Source organism: Ruminococcus sp. RTP21359st1_H3_RTP21359_211015, assembly GCF_040909065.1.
Lineage (GTDB): Bacteria > Bacillota > Clostridia > Oscillospirales > Ruminococcaceae > Hominimerdicola > Hominimerdicola aceti.
Genome location: NZ_JBDGDD010000003.1, coordinates 35,886 through 56,992 on the forward strand (window position 1 = coordinate 35,886; position 21,107 = coordinate 56,992).

28 protein-coding genes are annotated in these 21,107 nt (G+C 49.2%); all 28 read right to left on the reverse strand.

Translation table 11 applies throughout. The features are described 5' to 3' along the window. Positions 1-35: 35 nt before the first annotated feature. Positions 36-413 carry a hypothetical protein gene (locus tag AB5Z01_RS01765; RefSeq protein WP_368365263.1) on the reverse strand — a complete coding sequence of 126 codons (378 nt, stop codon included), beginning with the start codon at positions 411-413 and terminating at the stop codon, positions 36-38. A 4-nt stretch (positions 414-417) separates the two neighbouring features. After that, complete coding sequence (locus tag AB5Z01_RS01770; protein WP_368365264.1) at positions 418-1,038, reverse strand: major tail protein; 621 nt, start codon at positions 1,036-1,038, stop codon at positions 418-420. A 2-nt stretch (positions 1,039-1,040) separates the two neighbouring features. After that, the gene (locus tag AB5Z01_RS01775) at positions 1,041-1,361 is read right to left on the reverse strand and encodes a hypothetical protein (protein WP_368365266.1); all 321 of its coding nucleotides are present in this window, start codon (positions 1,359-1,361) and stop codon (positions 1,041-1,043) included. A gap of 3 nt (positions 1,362-1,364) precedes the next feature. Then, on the reverse strand, positions 1,365-1,748 hold the full coding sequence (locus tag AB5Z01_RS01780) for an HK97 gp10 family phage protein (RefSeq protein WP_368365267.1): 384 nt from the start codon (positions 1,746-1,748) through the stop codon (positions 1,365-1,367). A 2-nt stretch (positions 1,749-1,750) separates the two neighbouring features. Beyond that, positions 1,751-2,083 (reverse strand): phage head closure protein, encoded by a 333-nt coding sequence (locus tag AB5Z01_RS01785; RefSeq protein ID WP_368365268.1) that lies wholly within the window; start codon positions 2,081-2,083, stop codon positions 1,751-1,753. Continuing rightward, a complete protein-coding gene (locus tag AB5Z01_RS01790) occupies positions 2,083-2,358 on the reverse strand; it encodes a head-tail connector protein (RefSeq protein ID WP_368365269.1) in 276 nt (91 codons plus the stop codon). The genes AB5Z01_RS01785 and AB5Z01_RS01790 overlap by 1 nt, the downstream gene beginning before the upstream one ends. Positions 2,359-2,439: 81 nt before the next feature. Beyond that, positions 2,440-3,627 (reverse strand): phage major capsid protein, encoded by a 1,188-nt coding sequence (locus tag AB5Z01_RS01795; RefSeq protein WP_368365270.1) that lies wholly within the window; start codon positions 3,625-3,627, stop codon positions 2,440-2,442. 16 nt (positions 3,628-3,643) lie between these two features. Continuing rightward, a complete protein-coding gene (locus AB5Z01_RS01800) occupies positions 3,644-4,366 on the reverse strand; it encodes a head maturation protease, ClpP-related (protein ID WP_368365313.1) in 723 nt (240 codons plus the stop codon). Beyond that, the gene (locus AB5Z01_RS01805) at positions 4,287-5,657 is read right to left on the reverse strand and encodes a phage portal protein (RefSeq protein ID WP_368365271.1); all 1,371 of its coding nucleotides are present in this window, start codon (positions 5,655-5,657) and stop codon (positions 4,287-4,289) included. The genes AB5Z01_RS01800 and AB5Z01_RS01805 overlap by 80 nt, the downstream gene beginning before the upstream one ends. 78 nt (positions 5,658-5,735) lie before the next feature. Further along, positions 5,736-7,337, reverse strand: coding sequence for a terminase large subunit (locus AB5Z01_RS01810; RefSeq protein WP_368365272.1), 1,602 nt, complete (start codon positions 7,335-7,337; stop codon positions 5,736-5,738). Between the two features lie 112 nt (positions 7,338-7,449). Then, positions 7,450-7,677: a hypothetical protein gene (locus AB5Z01_RS01815; protein ID WP_347088949.1), complete on the reverse strand. Its 228-nt coding sequence runs from the start codon at positions 7,675-7,677 to the stop codon at positions 7,450-7,452. A 13-nt stretch (positions 7,678-7,690) separates the two neighbouring features. After that, positions 7,691-8,128 (reverse strand): hypothetical protein, encoded by a 438-nt coding sequence (locus AB5Z01_RS01820; RefSeq protein ID WP_368365273.1) that lies wholly within the window; start codon positions 8,126-8,128, stop codon positions 7,691-7,693. Positions 8,129-8,254: 126 nt separating this feature from the next. Continuing rightward, entirely contained in the window at positions 8,255-8,473 is a 219-nt protein-coding gene (locus tag AB5Z01_RS01825; protein ID WP_368365274.1) for a DUF4314 domain-containing protein, read from the reverse strand. Continuing rightward, positions 8,460-9,170: a virulence protein gene (locus AB5Z01_RS01830; protein ID WP_368365275.1), complete on the reverse strand. Its 711-nt coding sequence runs from the start codon at positions 9,168-9,170 to the stop codon at positions 8,460-8,462. Before AB5Z01_RS01830 ends, AB5Z01_RS01825 begins: the two co-directional genes overlap by 14 nt. A gap of 120 nt (positions 9,171-9,290) precedes the next feature. Further along, a complete protein-coding gene (locus tag AB5Z01_RS01835; protein WP_368365276.1) occupies positions 9,291-10,538 on the reverse strand; it encodes a site-specific DNA-methyltransferase in 1,248 nt (415 codons plus the stop codon). Beyond that, the gene (locus AB5Z01_RS01840; protein WP_179012337.1) at positions 10,532-10,687 is read right to left on the reverse strand and encodes a hypothetical protein; all 156 of its coding nucleotides are present in this window, start codon (positions 10,685-10,687) and stop codon (positions 10,532-10,534) included. Before AB5Z01_RS01840 ends, AB5Z01_RS01835 begins: the two co-directional genes overlap by 7 nt. Position 10,688: 1 nt before the next feature. Beyond that, positions 10,689-11,243, reverse strand: a complete 555-nt coding sequence (locus AB5Z01_RS01845; protein ID WP_107001198.1) for a P27 family phage terminase small subunit — start codon at positions 11,241-11,243, stop codon at positions 10,689-10,691. Between the two features lie 148 nt (positions 11,244-11,391). Beyond that, positions 11,392-11,751, reverse strand: a complete 360-nt coding sequence (locus tag AB5Z01_RS01850) for an HNH endonuclease (protein WP_368365277.1) — start codon at positions 11,749-11,751, stop codon at positions 11,392-11,394. 112 nt (positions 11,752-11,863) lie between these two features. After that, positions 11,864-12,298, reverse strand: a complete 435-nt coding sequence (locus tag AB5Z01_RS01855) for a hypothetical protein (RefSeq protein ID WP_368365278.1) — start codon at positions 12,296-12,298, stop codon at positions 11,864-11,866. A 55-nt stretch (positions 12,299-12,353) separates the two neighbouring features. Continuing rightward, the gene (locus AB5Z01_RS01860; protein ID WP_368365279.1) at positions 12,354-13,697 is read right to left on the reverse strand and encodes an SNF2-related protein; all 1,344 of its coding nucleotides are present in this window, start codon (positions 13,695-13,697) and stop codon (positions 12,354-12,356) included. Further along, positions 13,678-13,959, reverse strand: a complete 282-nt coding sequence (locus AB5Z01_RS01865) for a VRR-NUC domain-containing protein (protein ID WP_368365280.1) — start codon at positions 13,957-13,959, stop codon at positions 13,678-13,680. Before AB5Z01_RS01865 ends, AB5Z01_RS01860 begins: the two co-directional genes overlap by 20 nt. A 140-nt stretch (positions 13,960-14,099) precedes the next feature. Then, positions 14,100-16,373, reverse strand: a complete 2,274-nt coding sequence (locus tag AB5Z01_RS01870; protein ID WP_368365281.1) for a phage/plasmid primase, P4 family — start codon at positions 16,371-16,373, stop codon at positions 14,100-14,102. Next, positions 16,373-16,705: a hypothetical protein gene (locus AB5Z01_RS01875; protein WP_368365282.1), complete on the reverse strand. Its 333-nt coding sequence runs from the start codon at positions 16,703-16,705 to the stop codon at positions 16,373-16,375. The genes AB5Z01_RS01870 and AB5Z01_RS01875 overlap by 1 nt, the downstream gene beginning before the upstream one ends. 102 nt (positions 16,706-16,807) lie before the next feature. Beyond that, the gene (locus AB5Z01_RS01880) at positions 16,808-18,748 is read right to left on the reverse strand and encodes a DNA polymerase (protein ID WP_368365283.1); all 1,941 of its coding nucleotides are present in this window, start codon (positions 18,746-18,748) and stop codon (positions 16,808-16,810) included. Between the two features lie 69 nt (positions 18,749-18,817). Further along, complete coding sequence (locus tag AB5Z01_RS01885; protein WP_243006655.1) at positions 18,818-19,009, reverse strand: hypothetical protein; 192 nt, start codon at positions 19,007-19,009, stop codon at positions 18,818-18,820. A 14-nt stretch (positions 19,010-19,023) separates the two neighbouring features. Then, the gene (locus AB5Z01_RS01890; protein ID WP_368365284.1) at positions 19,024-19,596 is read right to left on the reverse strand and encodes a DUF2815 family protein; all 573 of its coding nucleotides are present in this window, start codon (positions 19,594-19,596) and stop codon (positions 19,024-19,026) included. Continuing rightward, positions 19,597-20,727, reverse strand: a complete 1,131-nt coding sequence (locus tag AB5Z01_RS01895) for a DUF2800 domain-containing protein (protein WP_368365285.1) — start codon at positions 20,725-20,727, stop codon at positions 19,597-19,599. Continuing rightward, complete coding sequence (locus tag AB5Z01_RS01900) at positions 20,717-21,046, reverse strand: DNA ligase (protein ID WP_368365286.1); 330 nt, start codon at positions 21,044-21,046, stop codon at positions 20,717-20,719. The genes AB5Z01_RS01895 and AB5Z01_RS01900 overlap by 11 nt, the downstream gene beginning before the upstream one ends. Between the last annotated feature and the right edge of the window lie 61 nt (positions 21,047-21,107).

Consider the following 21,107-nt stretch of genomic DNA (forward strand, 5'->3'; position numbering starts at 1 on the left):
GAGCTGTACGCAGCGAAGCAGAAACAATGGTGTGGTCATCGGACGGTCAGTTGCGTGAAGTTTTTTTTAGACTCCACATCCGTCTGGACATTTAAGCCCCACAGCTCGATAATTTTCGGAAGCACCTGGTAGATGGAGAAGGTGCCGAATTCATCAAGCCACTCCTCCGGGCTGTCCGGGATGGTGGGATCTGCGTGCTTTGCCATGATGTAGGCGATGTTCTCAAACATCTCAAGAGAGAACATATCGAGGTGAGAGGAACCTTCATCACCGTTTCCGACTGCCTTTCCGAGCGCATCGAGATCCTTATAGATATCTCGGTGGAACTTGATACGGTAAATACGCGGAATGGCGGCAGATGCCTTAAAGGGCACCTGCTTTCCGTCAATCTCAATCATCTTTGTCATGCCCATAGAATCACTCCTTTACTGACTTTGCAGGCTTTGCTGCAGACTGCGTTGCTGCATCGTTCTCTGCCGCAGGCACATATACCGCCTTGTACCAATCAGCATAGGTGGTAGCATCCGTGGTATTTCCGGTCTTTGCTTTCACCATACCATTAGCAAGTGGCACCGCCTTCAGAGACAGCTTCTCCGTCTGTACTTCCTTGGAATCCTCATTCGTCTTTCCTTCGATGCCGGGACGAGAAGCGGAGCAGTTATATAGCACATGACGGATGTGCTTCTGATCACCATCAAACTCGAACAGGAGCGCAAATGCTGCAAGCTCCACCTCGGAGTTTTCAATCAGCACTCCCTTGGAATCTAATGTTTCCTTCAGTACGTCCGTGCGGAAGGACTCTGGGATCAATGCAAGCTCCAAATCTCCGTCATAGCCACAGTTATTATTGATCACGTAATACACGCCACCATCCGCGTAAAAGTTTTCCGGCTCACCATTTGCATCTAGTGAGATTGATACGGAGCCCGGCATCGGAACCGGCGTTCCGAAGGTGGGTGTGCCGTTCTCACTAATGGTAAGGAGAGAATAGTGTGTATTCTTCAGGTTGAATTTCACCTTATTTGCTTTTTCAGCCATCGTTAATTTACCTCCATTTCAAATGAATACAGGACTTCGTAAAGCTTCTCCGATTCGATCCAAGTCTCGGATTTTTCATAAAAAATGCCATGCTGATCGAGCACGGCTTCTATACGCTGTTCTGCCGACAAGTCCTTGTAGTCGGTATACAGTTCGATATGAATTTCATTGATCTTATAGTAGACCTGTCCGTCTGCCGCGAAGTTGTCACTGTTCGGTGTAAGATAACAAATAAACGGTGGATCCGGGCTTTCTCCCTCTGTAAAGTGGTCGTAGGCAAAGGGAAGTCCTACTTTATTCATGAGTTCGATTAACTTCTCCATGCGTTATCCTTTCAGGGCCTTTTCAATTTCACGCTCCAGTGTATCAATCGCCTTTTCTTCCGCTGGTGCGATATGGGGCCTTGCGGCGACACGGCCACCACCTCGCTTTGCATGACCAAATTCCAGAAGGTGGGCCAGTTGATAGCGGTTTTTAGAATGAACCACAAGCTCCAGAGAATTGGAGGTTTCCTTTTGCGTTTTCACAGCCCAGCTCTTTGCGTATTTCCCGGTGTCCTTGGGAGCAGTTGCAGCAATCTCATCCTTGACGGTTTTACCAGCCTTGCGGACCGATGCTTTTAGATCATTCGTTGCAAGGTTGGCATATTCCTCAAGCCCATCCATAATCACATCTGCCATCTGGCCAATGCTTACCCGATTGGTTGCCATCGTTAGTGCCTCACTTTCTGACAGGATAGTTTGATGCATTTTTTCTTGTAATTCATGTGGTCGATGGCTGTGATGTCATAAAGCGTATCGTTAAACTCCACACGATAATGCGTGGAATCTAAGGCGGCAGCCTTCTTGCACCACCGGATAGTAAAATCGACCTTCGTATTGTCTACAATCATTCCAGCATCCGTATCTTCCTTGCCTGCCTCAGCACTTACCGTTGCATAGCAGCTGTAGTAGGGTGCCCAGCTTGCTTTATGGTTTCCGATGGCATCCACAGTTACTTCATTCTTGGTAATGAATATGCGGACATTTAAAAGTTCAATGTTCATCAGAAGACCTCCTTTCTGGCACCGAATAGCAGAGAACGCAGTGTAAGCGTCAGTGCGTGATGGTCTGCTTCCTCTCGGTGCTCGTACAGGTATGCAGCGGTATAAAAAATGGCAGCCCTGGCATTTTCACAAGCAGACAGCTCGTCAAGGTTCTCTGTGCGAAGGATGTCCATGCAGATCCTTGTTGCAGCAGTGATCAGAGTTTCGATGAGAGCGTCGTCATCATCGAAATCCACTCGCAGATAGTTCTTCATTTCTTCCAGTGTAATGAGCATTTCTCATCGCCTCCATTCTTAAGGATATAGTAAAGGCAGCGCCATTCTTCGCAAATGGCGCCACCGTTCATTCAGACTACCTTAGGCCTTGGCTGCTTTTGCACTACCGGTGATGGTAAGAATCTGTACCGCCTCCGGAAGGATGAGCTTACCATCTACACGTTCCTTGGCAACGTAGCCGATCATGCCATTTCCAGCAAAGAGCTCTGTGAGCTGCTTGAAAGAACGAGTACCGCGATCTCCGATGTTGTAGTAGCTGTAATCACCAAAGGCAATCTTTCCAGCAGGGCAGAACGGAGAAGTGTAGACATCATAGCCCAGGAGCTTATCCGGCTCACCTGCCACAAGAGAAGGCTGCCACATATAGGCGCCATTGTTGTCCTTGAGCTGGCGGATGGAAGCGATGGTCTGATCGTTCATGATAAACTTTGCGTTCTTACGGTAAGGACGCTTCAGTGCATACACAAGCTTAATTACGTCATCAGCAGTAAGAGAAGCAGTGGAAATGGCTGCAGTGCCACCACCGGTTGCGGCAAAAAGGCCCAGAGGCTGTCCCGCACCGGAACCGTTCAAGAAGGCATCCTCCTCGGCATTAGCAAGGGCCTTGCCGAACATGTCGATGATATAGCTCTCCAGGTTGAAGGCATTATCATAAAGAAGCTCCTCGGTTACCTTGATGGCAACATGCAGCTTATGGGCATCCAGCAAAATCTGGTCGAAGGTTGCATCACCGAAGCTAAGTGCGCCACCCTCCTCGATCCAAGCGGCAGCAGGCTTTGTTGCAGCAATGTTGATCTTGTGCTCACCGGATGTAGTAATCTTGTGACCAAGCTTACGCATGATGTTCTCCTCAGTAAGGACATCAACCAGGCGATGGTCGTACTCATCCGGTACCAGATAACCACCATCTGCGTCCACACCTTCCTGCAGTACGTTCGAGATCTGCTTGAAGTTAGAACGAAGGGCAGTGAGCATTCCAGCCTTATAGGCATCGGATGCACGTCCAGTCTTTGTGTCAGAAGAAGCGGTAGAGGAAGGCTTAGAAGTAAGTGGAGTATTTACCGGCTTAGAAAGCTCGGCATCCAGTGCCTCCTGGCGCTCCAGACGAGCGATTTCCTTGCCAAGGTCTGCGATATCCTGTTCCATCCTGGTATAGGTTGCATCGTCCTCAGCAGTGAGGGTACCCTTCTCGGTACGATGAGAATCCAGAAATGCCTTAGCAGCATTCCATGCGTTGTTACGCTTTTCGCGAAGTTCATTAATCGTCATAGTAGTATTACCTCCATTAAATGTGTTGTTTGATAAGATTTAAGCGCTCCATAAGGCTGTCAACAGAGCGCTCCGAAATAGCAGGTTCAGCAGGCTTAGCCGGGATATGACATTTGGCTGCCAGCTTCTCGATGAGCGAATTGGTGACAGCTGCGCGAGAGAAGGAAGCAGAAGCAGCGGGCTGTGCAATGTCAGCTTCATCCTGTGTATCGCGCTTTATAATTTCATCTGCAAAGCCAAGCTCAATGGCCATATTGGCATTCATCCAGGTTTCGGCATCCATCAGATGAGAGATCTTTGCTCGACTCAGACCGGTCTTAATCTCATAGGCATTGATGATGGATTCCTTGACTTCCTCCAGCATGGCGATGGCCTTTTGCATCTCTGCTGAATCACCGAAGGCCATCGTGGCCGGGTTATGGATCATTAGCATAGATACCGGAGACACCATTACCTTGGTACCGGCCATCGCAATGACCGATGCAGCAGAAGCGGCAATACCATCAATCTTGACGGTAACGTTGCCCTTATAATCCATCAGCATGTTGTAGATCTGGGCAGCAGCCACACAGTCACCACCGGGTGAATTGATCCAGACAGTAATATCGCCAGAGCCACTTAAGAGCTCCTCCTTAAAAAGGGCCGGTGTGATATCGTCATCAAACCAACTTTCCTCGGCGATGGTTCCGTTCAGGAACAGGGTCCTTGTTGTTACTGCTTCCTGTGTCTCCTGATTCATCTGTGTTTGATTTTTCCAGTTCCAGAATTTCTTCATTGGAATCGTCCTCCTTTCCAGCAGCAGAAGAGGCTGCAAATATTCCTGCATCTTCGAGCTTGGTCATGTTGCCGTTGATGAGATATAAGTCACCACCAAGCTCCGCTGGGATGCGATCCAGGTTTTCAAGCTCACGGATATCATTTGCAGACATCCAGCCATTTTGACGGGCTGTAGCGTAGCCGTTCATGCGACTTTGATAATCGCCACGAAGCAGGCCATCTACATTGAACTTGACAAAATAAGCAGTCTTCTCGGAATCTGATAGAAGGGCACGGTTTAGCGCCTGTTCCCATCGCACAATCCAGGGCTCCAGGGTATACTTCACATATTCCAGCGATTGCTGCTCAATATTAGAAAAGCTCGACTTCTCCAGGTCTCCTACCATATGAGGAGGAACTCTGAAGATTCGAGCGATTTCATCAATTTGAAATTTACGTGTTTCAAGAAACTGAGCTTCATTTGGGCTGATAGAGATTGGCGTGTAGTGCATGCCTTCCTCTAAAATTGCAATCTTATGAGAATTGCTGCCGGAGAAGCCCTTGTTCCAGCTTTCGCGGATGGCATCTGGATTCTTGACGGTGCCAGGAAATTCCAGCAGACCTCCGGGAGTGGCTCCATTTGCGAAAAACTTAGCACCGTATTCCTCTGTGGCGATGGAAAGGCCGATGGCATTTTTAGCCATGGCAATCGGCGAGTAACCAACCAGTCCATCAAAGCCGAGGCCTGGTACATGAAGTACATCGGATGGCCTGAGCGTCACCGTTCCAGCTTTCATGGTTTGGGCATCCGACTCCTGCATCTGATATTGATAGTAGAGGTGCCCGTGCTCATCACGATCCACAGTCATGCGGTTAGGCATCAGCGGATAGAGCCCGATGACCTGACCTTTACCGTTGCGAATAATCTGCGCATAGGCATTGCCATACAGTAGCAGGTGTGTCATCAGCGTTTCTCGAAAAACAAAGGATGTCATTTCCGGGTTTGGCTCATCATGCAGGATCTTATACAGTGGATGAGAGAGGGCCTTTTCCTTGCTGCCGGATTCCTTATATTGATAAAGATGTACCGGCAAGCATGCGATGGATTCCGATAGAATTCTTACGCAGGCATATACAGCAGTCATCTGCATGGCAGATCGCTCGTTAACGGCCTTGCCGGAGGTGGTACCACCAAAGAAAAAGCGATAGCCGGAGCCGTTTAGGTTGTTTGTCGGCTTATCGCGGGATTTAAAAAGTCCACTAAGTATATTCATCAAAACCTCCAATTCCCTGATTGATGCCTTCACGCAGCACAATCAGCCCAAGCAATAGTAGAGTGATCATCATTTTCCTCAGATAAACAAAATGCCTCTGTCATCGTAGACAGAAGCACCGGTGTCATTGCCGCAGCGAATTGCGCGGTCCAGTCCCATGATGGTAGCAATCGCACCATCAATCTTTTCTGTAGATTTTTCTTTGTCGGCCTTAATATTCCCGGCCGGGTCTGTACGTATATAGATGTTATCCATCATCCAGCGAAGCACTGGATGACCGCCATGCGCCAGACGTTCCTCCAGGGTTAGCTTCATGAGCTCCTTGGTAGGAGGACTCATATCCTTAAAGCCCTGGCCGAAGGGAACCACCGTAAATCCCATACCCTCAAGGTTTTGTACCATTTGGACGGCTCCCCAGCGGTCGAAGGCAATCTCACGGATGTTGTATTTTTCACCCAGGCGCTCGATGAATTTTTCGATGTAGCCGTAGTGAACGACGTTACCCTCTGTGGTTTGCAGGAAGCCCTGTCTCTCCCAGACATCGTATGGCACGTGATCACGACGAACTCGTAGCTCCAGCGTATCCTCTGGTACCCAGAAGTATGGGAGAATGGCGTATTTGTCATCCTCATCCTGGGGCGGAAATACCAGCACAAAGGCTGTGATATCCGTAGTGGAAGAGAGGTCCAGCCCGCCATAGCAGACACGTCCTTCCAGCTCGTCTGGATTAACTGCAAAGGAGCAGGCATCCCATTTCTCCATCGGCATCCAGCGGACCGCCTGCTTCACCCATTGATTTAACCGAAGCTGCCGGAAGGAGTTCTCTTCTCCAGGATTTTGCTTGGCTGACTCACAGGCGGCCTTCACCTTATCAATGCCGACTGTAATGCCAAGAGAGGGATTTGCTTTCTTCCAGACCTTCGGATCCGTCCAATCATCAGAATCGTCCGCACCATAAATCACCGGATAGAAGGTAGGATCAATCTTTCTGCCTTCCAGGATGTCCTTGGCTTTCTGATGGGTTTCATAACAGATGCTGTTGGTGTCTGTCCCAGCAGTGGTGATGAGAAAATACAGTGGCTGCATTCTGGCATCTCCGGAGCCCTTGGTCATAACATCAAAGAGCTTTCGGTTGGGCTGAGTGTGGAGCTCATCAAAGACAACACCGTGGATGTTAAATCCGTGTTTGGAGTAGGCTTCTGCAGATAATACTTGATAGAAGTTGTTGGTTGGTGTGTAGATGATACGCTTCTGAGATGCAAGAATCTTCACACGCTTGTTGAGCGCCGGACACATACGTACCATATCTGCGGCAACATCAAAAACAATGGTTGCCTGCTGACGGTCAGCGGCACAGCCGTAAACCTCAGCGCGCTCCTCACCATCACCGCAGGTAAGAAGCAGGGCCACGGCAGCTGCAAGCTCAGATTTTCCCATCTTTTTAGGAATTTCCACATAGGCGGTATTGAACTGGCGATATCCATTTGGTTTCAGTGTGCCGAAGAGATCACGGATGATCTGTTCCTGCCAGTCAATCAGCTCGAAGGGCTTACCGGCCCAGGTGCCCTTGGTGTGGCAAAGGCATTCGATAAAGCTCACAGCATAATCCGCAGCATCTACATCATAATGAGAGTCCTTTGCTTTGAATTTGGTCGGTTTATATTTCTTTAATTTACGCACATGCTTCACCTCCGGGCATAAAAATAAGTCGTTACCGTATTGGCACGACCATCATCAATAAATATCGTATAACGAGGAACACACCCTTGAGGGTGGTCCTTCGGGAATGTTCTTAGTTGTATTCCTTCATCAGAATGGCAAGTGCCATTTCGGTTTCTTCGTCGACCGGCTCGATGTCCGGGCCTCTGTCGTAGTTGTAGGCGATCTCACCGTTTCTCTTCAGCATGAGCTTTGAAATCCTACCGCCGTCAATGCCGTAGTCCTCGCTCGGCTCTTCATAATGCTTCACCCAGTAATGAAAAATGCTGTTTTCAATCTTGATGCTTCCTTCTGCCCACATGGTTTTGCCCTCCTTAGTTCAGCTTGAAAAGGTATCCGTGTGCCTTTTCATATTCATCGCTCATGAAGGCTTTGTGCTGGCTGTTGATCTCAATCAGGCCCGACAAGGTGCATCCGGCTTTCTGGAAAAGCCATGCGGTTTCAACTGCGCTGCTCCAGGTGGAAGAGAAGGTGAAGGCTTCAATGCCATATTTCTTCATGCAGGCTACCAGGCCTTCGACTGCGTCATCGCGGATGGTGTCGTTCAGGTCGATGTACTCGTTGCCGCAGTCCTTGGCGGTTTCATACGCGTTCCAGATGCGCTGCTCTGTGTTGCTTAAGCCATCAAGCTTTGCGGTTGCCTGCTTGTAAATGGCTCTTGCTGCATCCTGCTCAGCCGTGCTAGCTGCTGCGGCGTAAGCCTTCTTTGCTTCCTGGATTCCTCTGTAAACTTCTTCAAAAATGTTCATCATGGTGTGTGCCTCCTTGTTTTCTTTTGGTAGTACATATATCACTCTGAAAGCACATAATAGCAAGCTGATTACGGACAATATATGTACCAAAGATCGGCTGCTATATGGAGGAGAAAACTGTGTACATTACAGCTTTTTCACTCGGTCTACACCATAGATTACATTGAGCCCGGAGTCGTTATCCCAAGCTACCATGATGCTTCCGGTATCATCCACACCGGTTACCGTTCCCTGGGTGCCGATGGGCGGTGCCTGAGCATCGTCCATCTCTACAAGCTCCACTCTGGTTCCGGCAGAATAGCGGAGGCGCAGGCGTTCAACCTGCGCTCTGTTAGCGAATAACATGGCCTTCACCTCCTGCGTAGGAGCTGTTGCCGCAAAGGTATCGGCAGAGGATCCTGCGGCTTTGCTTGTACTTGTCTCCGATGAAGCCGAGGCGGAGAAGAAAGCAGCGAAAGGCGTATTTTTCGTTATCTATCGGCTTTGCCTTTGCTGTGATACGCTTCTGTTCCTTACTCATCTTGCAAAGGGCAGAAAGGAATGCAGTGTAGGCGGTGATGGCATCGAAGTCTGGCATGCTAGGCCACCAAGGGAAGCTGACCTGATCGTCGTGCTCCTCAATCGGGAAGGCTTCAACCTCCAGGGCTTTCTTGATGAGGTCTGACTTGCTCTCCAGAAGCTTTCGCAGATTTTCCAGGTTAACCGTGTCAGCCGGGAAGGAAATCACCAGGCCGGTGTCCTTTGCAGCCGCTGAAATGTCTGCTTCTGCTGTGGCGGGTGCTTCTGGTATCTCAGTGGCCGGTGCCTCATCTAACTCTGCGGCAAAGCCTGCAACGGCAGTCTGTTCAAGGATTGCCTTGATGGTGCTTTCCTCTGTTCGCTCGTCGTAGCTTACGGTGCCATCCTTGCTGATGGTAATGTCTGCAACCTCGTAGGCGGCGCTTGGCATTCCCTTATAAACTTGCTTGCATCCGGTTACCTGTGAAATAATACCTACCAGCTCTTTTCTGGCGCTTCCTGTAACGTTAAATCTGATCTCCATAGTGGAATCCTCCTTTGTTTTGGTAGTACATATATCGCTCTGAAGGCACATATTATCAAGCGATTCAGAGCGAATATATGTACCAAAGATCCGCCGGAAAATAGCAGCAACTCGTGTGTATTATGCCTGCATGGATTCTTCGGAGATAGCGACTTCATCGTATTGGTAAGTCAGACCATCACGGATAACAGAAACGCCATCGGAAGTACCTACCTGCTCGATGTAGCGCTTCACGATGACGTCTGCATATTTCTCATCTAATTCAATTGTGTGGCAGATGCGGCCGGTCTGTTCGCAGGCGATCAGCGTGCTGCCGGAGCCTCCGAAGGGATCAAGCACGATGCAGTTTGTAAGACTTGAATTCATGATCGGGTAGGCAATCAATGCTACCGGCTTCATGGTTGGGTGATCAGCATTTTTCTTAGGCTTTTCAAATTCCCAGATCGTGGTTTCCTTGCGACCGGAGTACCATTGATGCTTACTATTTTTCTTCCAGCCAAAGAGGCAAGGCTCATGCTGCCATTGATATGGTGAGCGACTCAGCACCAGGGAGGGCTTCTTCCAGATGCAACAGCCGGAAAGATAGAAGCCTGCATCAGAGAATGCTTTTCTAAAATTCAGGCCTTCTGTATCAGCATGAAACACATAGATGGATGCGTCATCGGCCATGACTGCTTCCATATTGGTGAAGGCGTCCAGCAAGAACTGATAGAAGGAGTCATTATCCATGTTGTCATTCTGGATCTTACCAGCGGAGCCTTCATAGTTCACATTGTAAGGTGGATCCGTGACCACCAGGTTTGCCTTCTTGCCAGCCATCAAAAGCTCATAGCTTTCAGGCTTTGTGCTGTCGCCGCAGAGAAGTCTGTGCGGACCAAGGCACCAGAGGTCACCGGACTTAGTTATGGTAGGTTTTGCAAGCTCGGCATCGACATCAAAATCATCTTCCTTGATGCCATCCTTCACATCCTCTTTAAAAAGGTCGTCCAGCTCGGCGGGCTCAAAACCAGTGAGAGAGACGTCGAAGTCAGCACCTTGCAGGTCTGCGATTAACAGCGCCAATTTGTCGTTGTCCCATTCGCCGCTGATTTTATTGAGCGCAACATTCAGTGCCTTTTCGTGTTCCTCATCAAGCTCTACAACGACGCAGTCAACTTCCGTCATGCCCATATCCTGGAGAACCTTTAAGCGTTGATGCCCGCCAACCACGCGACCAGTAGTGGCATTCCAGATGACGGGTTCCACATATCCGAACTGCTCGATCGAGCGTTTCAGTTTTTCATATTCCGGATCGCCGGGCCTTAAATCCTTACGGGGATTGTAATCAGCAGGAAGTAGCTCAGCGACATTTTTCTTTTCAATTAGCATGGTGCATTCCTCCTGAGTAATTTCTGTAGGCCCTTGTAGGCGGCATCAATATCACCGGCCTTAGCTTGACCACGAAGTGTGCTGAACTGCTGAAAGCTCAGCTGCTGGCGATAGCTTTTCAGTAGATTCATAAATTCACGATAGTCCATATCAGTTTCCTTTCCTTGCACGGAGCAGGCGTTCCATCGCATCATCCATAGGCGTTTCACCCTTGTACTCCGTCGCACAATTTTCTTTTACGATTTGATAGATTTCCATCCAGAGCCGATTTGTCTGGCTCATAAAATTTTGGCTCATAGCTACGTAGGGAGATTGCATGGCGTTTCCCGTTGTAGGGTGCTTGGCGAGGAACCCGTAATCTGTGATTGCTTCCTCACACTGAATCCACCTGGCAACACTCATGGCATAGCGTTCCAGAAGCTGGGGAGAAACAAGCGATGCACACCTGCGCTCTGCCAGCCATTCCCAGGTTGCCTTATATACTTCTTCAGCCACAAGTGGTTTACCGTCTTTCTGTGTGGCAGATAAGAGCTTGGATGGCTTGGGCATTTGCTGACCTTCTAAATCCGCAGCTTGATCTTCAAACTCGATGACAGTCAGCTTTCGCTTGCCCGGATTCCCCTCAGTGATTTTGTCAGCTAAGGGCTTTTTCTTGGCTCCGGCACCGATACGAGCGCCGCCACGGTTGGTTCCGTCCTTAGCCAAAATGCTTCACCTCCTTGTTCGGGGCCTATTCCCCCGTTTGAAAACGCGTTTTTGTGCGTGAGACCCCACGCCCGTTCCACGGCAGCTGCGCCGTAGAGATTCAGACCGCCCCTGGGGGGAGCGGATGCACAAAGAAAATGCATCCGCTTTATGTGTTGTGCCAGCGGTCACCGCGTTCTGCATGAATGCGTGCATGGCAGGCCTTGCACAGGGCTTTCAGGTTCTCACGGTCATGAGTTCCGCCCTGAGATAGCGGAAGCATGTGATGAATCTCCTCGGTTGGTGTATAAACACCCTTCGCAAGGCACTCTTCACAAAGCGGATGAGCAGCGGCATAGCTGTCACGGATTCGCTTCCAGGCACGACCGTAGCGACGCTTGGTGGCGGGATCTCTATCATAATGTTCGTAGCGTCTGGCTTCCTCCTTGGCATGCTCCTCACAGAAGCGACCGTCCGTGAGATTAGGACAGCCTGGATAAGAACAGGGACGCTTCGGTTTTCTCGGCATCAGTTTCACCTCCTTGCGGCATAAGAAAAGCCCTGCAGGAAGTAGATCCTACAAGGCTTCTGTGATTATCTTTTTTGCTAGTCTAATACTATCAGAAGTTGATGGTGTCATTCTATGTCTTTTCGTGCCCATCTTCGGTTGGCTCAGGAATTTTTATTTCCTGCAGCACACGGCTGTGGAGCTTGTGAATGTAGCGAAGCTCGTAGTTCATATCCACGGCGATCTTTTCCCAGGATTCACAGCAGATGTAGCGCTTTGCCAGAAGATCCTGATATTCAGGATTGGAAACGGACTGGATTGCATGAGTGATTTCTTTCTTCAAATTCACCAGCTTTTCCATATCTTCTGTAATCTGTTCCTCCAGGTCGATGATCTTCATGACACATTCCTCCAGACGGGAGTTACCACGGTTTGGGCTTTTAGGCATATCCGAATAAGTAGCGGTGCAGCGGGTAGCCAGATCATTTAAGGAATCAATCATCTGGGTTTTTGTGATAATGCGCTGATCCAGGTTACGGGCCTGGGATAAATATTCTTTTGCATTCATAGCGTACCTCCGAATAATGAAATTCCCTCGGATTGACCTATGTTGTCGTAGATTGTCATAGATTTGCTTTTACCGCATCAATTAATGCGTTTTGTGTGACTTCCTTCAGGGACAGCGCCTTTAAGATACGTTCATCAATGGTGCCCTTGGTAATGATGTGCTCAATGACGACAGTGCCGGAGGTCTGGCCTTGCCGCCAGAGACGAGCGTTGGTCTGCTGATATAACTCCAAAGACCAGGTCAGCCCGAACCAGATAAGTGTTGATCCACCAGCCTGAAGATTCAGTCCGTGACCTGCAGAGGCAGGATGGATGACAGCAACAGGAATATCGCCATTGTTCCAATCAGTGATATCCTTACTGGATTTTATCTCCCGGACATCAAAGCGCTTCTTGATTCGCTGCAGGTCGTGCTTGAACCAGTAAGCTACCAGGAGTGGTTTGCCATTGGCGGCTTCGATAAGATCCTCTAAGGCATCCATCTTCCGATCATGGAACTCGATGATATTGCCGTCATCATCATAAATGGCACCGTTGGCCAGCTGGGAGAGTTTACCGGTGAGAGAAGCCGCATTAGCAGCCGTGATTTCTCCTTCCGGGAGCTCCAATATAAAGTCTGCCTTCAGTTCCTCGTAGCGTTTTTCTTCCTCCTCGGATAGCTGCACTTCGTATTGCGATGTAATCAGCTCCGGCATCTGCAGGTGATCAGTGGATTTCATGGAAATCGTAATATCCGATATTTTCCGGTAGATGGCATCCTCCGCATAAGGCATGGGCTTGTAGGAGTAGATGATTTCACCATTACGTTTGTCCGGAATAAAGTAGTTGTTACGGTAGTGGGTGATGAAGCGTCCTAAACGCTCTCCAAAATCCAGAAGCTTGAATTCGGCCCAGAGATCCATAAGACCATTGGAGGAAGGTGTGCCGGTAAGACCGATGATTCGTTTTACCTTAGGTCTGACCTTCATCAGAGATTGAAATCGCTTTGACTTGTGATTCTTGAAGGAAGAGAGCTCATCAATGACGACCATATCGTAATCAAAAACAAAGCCACTGAAATCTATCAGCCAGCCAAGGTTCTCACGGTTAATGATAGTGATGTCGGCTCCGGTTAAAAGTGCAGCGCATCGTTCCTTCGGTGTCCCCACGCAGACAGCGTAGGTCAGATGCTGCAGGTGCTCCCATTTTGCAATTTCCGCAGGCCAGGTATCACGGGCCACCCTTAAAGGCGCGACCACTAGGATGCGGTGTGCCTCGAAGCTGTCAAACAGCAGGTCTGCGATGGCAGTCAGGGAAATGACCGTCTTGCCAAGACCCATATCAAGGAGAACTGCAGCGATAGGATGCGTTTCGATATAGTTGATGGCATAGGCCTGATAATTATGGGGTGAGAAGTTCATGAAGCATCCCTCCAATCTGTTCCACACCATCAATCACATAGACCTGAAAGCCAAGTGAACGTAGCAGCCTGTGCCTTGCTATTTGAAGCGGGCGAGGCTTTTTGCCAGGAGCCTTCAGCTCTACGAAGGCGATGATCCCATCAGGTAATAAGACGAGGCGATCGGGCATTCCTGCAAAGCTCGGAGACACGAATTTTACAGCGATGCCTTTATGCTGCTTTACCATCCGGGTTAACTTGTTTTCTATCTGTTTTTCTAACATTGTCATTCTCCAATCAGTGGTTATTTTTCTGATGTGCAAGGTGTATCAATGGTATTTACATAACTTTTCTATATATGATTTTTTATAGCCTATAGAAAAGTCTATACAGAGACATTGATACATCTTGTCATTCGGTTCGATCAGTCTAAAAATTCCTCATCAAAATCGTCCTCAGTACGCAGGCGAAGTCCTTTAAAATAGCGCTTTCGGCTCAAGGTGACACGCTCGTATCCGGCATTTTCCATAGCAAAGTAGAAGTCCGCTGTGGAGCGTACATACTCATTGCAATCGATGCAGTGATTGCGGTAGGCCTGATATAGGCTAGAGGAGTTTTCTTTATACTCATCACCTATGATGCACTTATCCTCTAAGAAATGTCCGAACCAGTCATTCTGGCTACGGTAATCATCGATGGCATTCTGCACGCAGGCCGGAACCGGGATGTGGTAGTCAGCATCGATAACTTTCTTGCTACCTTCGATGATCCAGGAGAGGATCGCGCCGCCAGCATTGTCATAGAGATACTCACTGTAATTCTTGATGTCGCTGCTGCCTGTGATCTTGGCATTAAAAGGAATAACGATGAGTCGCCTCCAGATACCATCATCGGATGCACTGACGCGAGGCAGGTGGTTGGTATACAGCACCAGCGTGTGGCAGGGCTTGAAGGAAAATGGATCCTTATATTTCTTCTCTGCAAAGACATCATCGGTAGAGCAGAGCTGCTTGACGGTAGAGTCATTAAGCCTTGCACCTTCCTGCATCTCGGCAGCAATGAGAAGTCGCTTACCCTTGACCTCGGCCATTTCCGGTTTGATGTTTCTGCGACAGCCTACGGTCAGGGTATCCGCAGAAATGTTTCCGGAGTAGAGGCCCAGCACGCGGGAGATGGCATTCCAGAAGGTGGATTTACCATTGCGACCATCACCATAGGCGATGATCAGAGCTTCTACATAAACCTTGCCGATGGCAGAAAGGCCGCAGATCATCTGGACGTAATCGATGAGCTCCTGATTGTGCTGGAAGATGAGATTCAAGCTGTCCAGCCAAATCTGCATGCCTTTCTGGTTTGGTGAAACGCTGGTAATCTTAGTGATAAAGTCCTCCGGCGAATGCTCCCTGGCTCCGGCCATACCCTGACGAAGATCAAAGGTTGTCTCCGGGGTACAGAGCGCAAAGCAGTCTGCGTCCAGGTCACGAGGTGAAATCTCCAGCATCGGATGGGATTCCTTCAAAGTAGAAGTCACATTCTTAGAATCACGGCGCTTAATGGCAAATGCCTGATAAGCCTTGGCTGCTAAGAGTTCACGATAGACCTCCAGCTGTTGATCGTTCATAAGCTGTTCTGCTTTTGACTTTGATGCGCTATCAAGAATGTTCTGTGCACCGCAATTCTTCATTTTATCCAGTGCTTCCATGAGATCTCGGTTTGCTTCCTTTAGCTGTCTGCGGGTAAGTTCGTGAGCCACGGCCTGAGCACCTGGCTCTGATTCCTGCCAGTAGTGATCGGAGTAGCGAATGAAGTGAGTGGCGGGAGAATAGCGAAGCTCGTTTGAGAAGTATTTTGCTAACACCTCAGCCTGTCCCACATCGGAGTAATCCTCCGGTTTATAACAGGAAGGATCGTTGTAGAGCTTCGGTGCAACATAGCCCTCCTGCTGCTGGACACGAGCATAGAAGCGCTGGGCACTGTGCCAGATAGTAGCAAGCTCAGCAGCATCCAGAGGCGGATCACATTTATCTGCTTCTTCCAGAAATGCCTGATAGGCCGTGTCACCGTCGCCATATTTCTTGATGACCTTTCCAGCGAAACGAGACATGGTTGCATTACGGCTGCCTTCGGGAATCGTTGCGCCATCATATTGACCTTCCGGCATATCCTCATCGAAAATATCCTCATTGAGGTATTCCGTCAGATTCATGCGTCCCGGATATAAAGCAACATCTGCAGCAACAGTGCCAAAGAAGAAGCGGGCAGCATCCAGGGCCTTCGTATCGAAATAGTGAAAGATGGAATTGACCAGCTTTTTCATGTTGCTGTAAAAGGCAGCGTCTGTCACATAATCAATCGGAAAGAGAACGTGAAACTTAGGCCTTGCTGCCTTGCCGTTTTTTACTCTGTTATTGAAACGGCTGTAATGGACTGCGAAGGTCACACCTGGAAAGGCCTGCAAGACATCTTCTGGAGTGATCCAGTCTTCCGGATTCTCGGAATGATCATTATCACAGTCAACTGGAAGACAGTCACTGCCGATGAAGTTGTCGCCATTACGATAGCTGTTCTTATATTCTGCGCACACATAGTCATGACTGACGGCGGCCTTCAGGCTATCTTCATCCAGGATGATGTGTTTATGAGGGTAGGAGCAGTTACCGGGATTGCCGGTAACGTCCGCACTGTAAATGGTAAACATCAGTCGTACACCTCCTGAGCTTCTTCCTCCAGAACCTTTGTGATGAATTTGAGCGCTCGGATCATGGTTTCAAGCTCACAATCACCGCCCAGCATGACCTCGAAGCCTTCTGCATCACCAAAGCGATCTCTTATAACATGGATATCCATATCGGTGCAGGCTGCATCCTTGATGCGAAAATAGGTGCGCCCGCCGTGGCCAGTGTCACCACCTCTATAGCCTGTGGTACCAGCTTCCACTTCGAGAATGTTACAGCTCACAACATCACGGGTGTAGGTAGAGATTTCTGTGCCATCCTTCAATCTGCGTCTGTTTTCTTTGATTTCATACATAGCTTTAAGCCTCCTGATATTCTTCTGTATTCAGGCAGATGCTAAGAAAGCGTCCACCTCTAGTTTCCACTGGAGATGAACGCCTGAGTTGAGCGGATCTTTTTAATCTTTTTTGTAAAAAGGGGTAGCATAGCCATCTGCACGAAGGAGAAGTCCCTTCGCCCAGGGAGGTGTGCGGCCCATCTGTTCACAGACGGCATCCAAGAACATGCGGGGATCCGCTTCGATGACTACTTCATCATGGATATGCATAACGATGGAGCAGTTGCGGAGGGTTCTCATGGCATAGAGAAGAATATCACGGGAGGTGGCTTGTACAATATTTTCCACAAACTTTGGTCCATAGGAATCAAGGCGTTCCCATTTCTTGGTTGGGCCGATGCCTTCATAGGTGATGCAGGCGCCGCCGAACTTGTTCGTACCGAGCTTCGGCTTCACATAGGCCAGGTTTCTACCGGAAGGAAGCGTGATAAAAAGCATGCCACTGCGGCAGGAGAAGGTAAGACCATATACAGTAGTCGTGTGCTTATATTTCACGGCTTCTGTGACAGCATGATCTACATCCCACCAGAATTGCACGATGTGTGGGTTTGACTGACGCCAGGCATCTACAAGGGTAGGAAGTTCATCCTCTGTTAGCCCCATATCGATAGCCCCCATCGCCTTCAGTGCACCGACGGAGCCGCCATAGCCAAGCGCCAGCTCTGCGATTTTACCCTTTTGACGCAAATGTCCATTGATGCCGTGTTTCTCAACAGGGACCTTGAACATCTGACTGGCAGAAGCGCAGTAGATATCCCCGCCCTTTGCAAATACCTTCTGTCGCCATTCTTCCCCGGCAAACCAGGCGATGACGCGGGCTTCGATGGCAGAAAAGTCTGCAACCAGAAATTGTGTACCCTCACGTGGAATGAATGCAGTTCGGATCAGCTGCGATAGGGTATCCGGCACATCTTCATACAAAAGAGAGACTGCATCAAAGTTCCCAGAGCGTACCAGAGCACGAGCATCAGCAAGGTCTGGCAGATGATTCTGAGGAAGATTTTGTAATTGAATGTTCCGACCAGAGAAGCGACCGGTACGATTGGCTCCATAAAACTGAAACATGCCACGGGCTCGGCCATCAGCACAAACCGTCTTTTCCATTGCCTGATATTTACGTACTGAGGATTTGGCAAGCTGCTGACGAAGAGTGAGAACAGAGGCAAGCTTGTCAGGAGCATTCTTTAGGAGCTCGGCTATCGCTTTTTTATCAAGGCTGTCGGTTTCTACACCATTGTCAGAGAGCCACCGCTTCATCTGCAGCACAGAGTTCGGGTTTTCCAGCTTCGTGATGTCCTTGATGGCAGCAGTCAGCTCTTCACGGGAGCGAGCATCCATTGCGATGGCCTGCTGTACAAGCCCCATATCCAAACGGACACCACGATCATTGATTTCCTGGTCAATGTTATACTCCTCCCAGACCGATTCAGTTACAGGAAATTTGCGAAGCTTATGCTGGATGCCCATTTCGGTTTCCACATCACGGATGTTATAGCGCTTGAAGGCTTCCCATTTCTCTGGCGCATGAAAAGGGCGATTTCTCGTCCTGCCACCATTGGATTTTGTAGCAACGCAGGGCTGGCAGAAATATTTGATGAGGTCCTTGCCTTCTGTGAGCTTCTGCTTCTCAAGTCCCAGCACGGCACCGACGCCTTCCAGGGAAAGCGGTAAGCCCATGGTTGCTGCCCAGATCATGGAGCAGCGCCAGCTTTCAGGATCAAGATATTCACCAGTTGGATAGCCTAGGAACCTGGAAAGACAGACACGTTCGAAGGAAGCATTGAAGGCCCATTTGATGATGGTCTCATCCTCCAGGGCGGCAACAATCTTCTCCGGTATCTTCTCGCCGCAGGCAAGGTCCACCACTTGAACAGGGCCGGAGTCGACACTATAGCCAAAGAGTAATATTTCAAAATCAGGAGACTCGCAGTATCGATACACGCCGGTTTTCGGAAGCGGCACATCGCTGTAGGTCTCGATATCAATCGATAAGGTTTTCATAGATTGTCCTTTCTACCAAAAAGGTGGTGAGATTGCTCCCACCACCTCCTTGGATTATTATTCAGTAGATTAGTTTGTCTTCTCGTAAACCTTCATGCGAGCTTCGTGATATTCAAGATCACGCTTAGCACTTTCCTGTTCGCGAATCTCACGCTTGTGGTCATTGATGAGGTTCTGGATCGCAGTGATAAGGAATACCACACTGAACAACAGCCAGATTGCAAGAAGAACAACAACGAGAATAGTCTGTAACATTTCCATAGTTGCCACCTCCATTAATTAAGGAAATCGTCATCTTCATCAGATGCGAAATCAGACTCAGCACTTGCCTTACCACCAAGAGGCTCACCGTCACGAATCTTCTGCAGATTGTTAAGTCCACAGGCGATACCCTTGTTACCGGAGCTGTTGAATGCATAGAAGCTGATGCTGGCGCGACCATACACACCGGAGTAAACCTCGGAGCGAGTAAGAATCGGATTGCGATCTGCATCCACGATGCCAGGAGCAGAGGTTGCATTGGCATTTACGAAATAAGCATTGGTGTAGGCCGGATCGTCCGGACGCTCCATGTCGCCATCACGAAGCGGAGTCTTGATGACAGAGAGGGCAGGTACAGACTTGCCATTGCCTTTGAGCTTGGCCTCGCCCTCCTTGTAAGCGGCCTCAATGGCAACTTCAATCTTGGCGATGGTCTTGGTATCAGACTTCGGAATAATCAGAGATACGCTGTACTTCGGTGTACCTCCATTGATGGATTTCGGCTCCCAGACGTTGGCATAAGACCAACGAGTGTCAGGACCAGTGATTACCTTCATAGGGTTGTTGATTTTTACATTCTTGTTCATTTAATTTTCCTCCATAAAATCAGTTTTTGCATTGTTCATTGCCGGACGTTTATCGCTCTCCGGCACGAGCGTCGGTTTACCTTGCGGCTTTTCAATATAGGCGGTAAGCAGCTCATCGAATCTGGATTTGCCAAGACGCTTCTGCATGGCAGTGATACCAAGGAGCTTCTTTTCATATGGATCAAACCCGGCATCTGTAACTGCCTGGATGACTGCCTCCTCATTGGAATACTTGCGGTTGGATCTACCTTCGACCAGCTTCCAGCCAGCCCATTCCTTACCGCTGATGGCCTGCTGCAGAGCATATTCCTTGATGTCGGATGCCCAGGCTACTAATTCATCTGCACGGGAGAGGATGTATTCAATCTCCGAATCCTCTAAAAGAGGTGGAAGCTTGAAATCGTACTGAACCAGTGTGAGATTGGCCTCTGCTCTGGCACGGCATTCGTGCTTGGCCTTGCAGAAACCACACCATTCGCCACAGAGGAAGTTTCCATCTCCTGCAAAGGCAAGATCTGCGGTCGGCTTCAGCACTTCATCCGCCCACCTGTACAGCGCATCCTTGGAAATCTCAAAGGTGGAAATATTCTGACGTCTAGGCTGGTAAATGGTCATGCTGACATTATCAATGTCGTAGATGTCATCAAAGAGCTCCAGGGCTCCAAGCGCGTAGCACTTCATTTGCGGATTATCGGTCACATCTACGAGGACTCCAAGACCGTGTTTGTAATCGCATATTCTCAAGGTGCCATCTGCAATGATGATGCAGTCAGCGGTTCCGAAGCCCTGCTCCACCCAGCGAGAAAAATCTACACGCTGTTCAATCAGAACCTTCGGATCAGCGCAGCTTTCCTTGGCGGCCTCTACCATTTCAAGGATGTAGGCGGCATAGTCATTGGCACAGTCCTCCATTTCCTCGTTGTACCAGGTGAGATTCTCCGTCGGATCACTGGCATCCATCCCCAGGGCCCTCTTTAGCTTGTACTCACAAAGCTCGTGAGCATCAGTGCCTTCCGCAGCATAATCGCTTCCTTTATCCTCGTATGTCTCGCAGAGCCTTGCGGAAGGCGGGCAGTGGAGCCAGCGGTCCGAAGAGGAAGCAGATAAGATAGCATGTCCTTTAGGTGGCATCGTCAAGTACCTCCGCATCCTTTAACAAGGCTTCATAGTACTTCGGATCAACAGCAGATAGCTTGGAAGCACCATACTTCTGAAGTAATGTACGGATAGCAGCGGTATGCCCGGCACGGGACTTTTCTGCTAAGACAGCTCGTACATCCTCAAGCTTCAGCTCCGGTTTCTTTTCTTCCTTGGCAGCAGGCTCTTTGACAGGTGCTTCATAAGCAGTGCCACTAAACTGTTCTGCTAACCAGTTGGCTACTTCGTTAATAGCAGCGGCTACACTGCGCAGCTCTTCGATGGTCATAGCCATATCGCTCATTTTGCTCATAGCGACGATCTCCTTTCTCTGATTGTCTTTGCTGTGCGAGGATTGTCATGTTTCTCGCCAT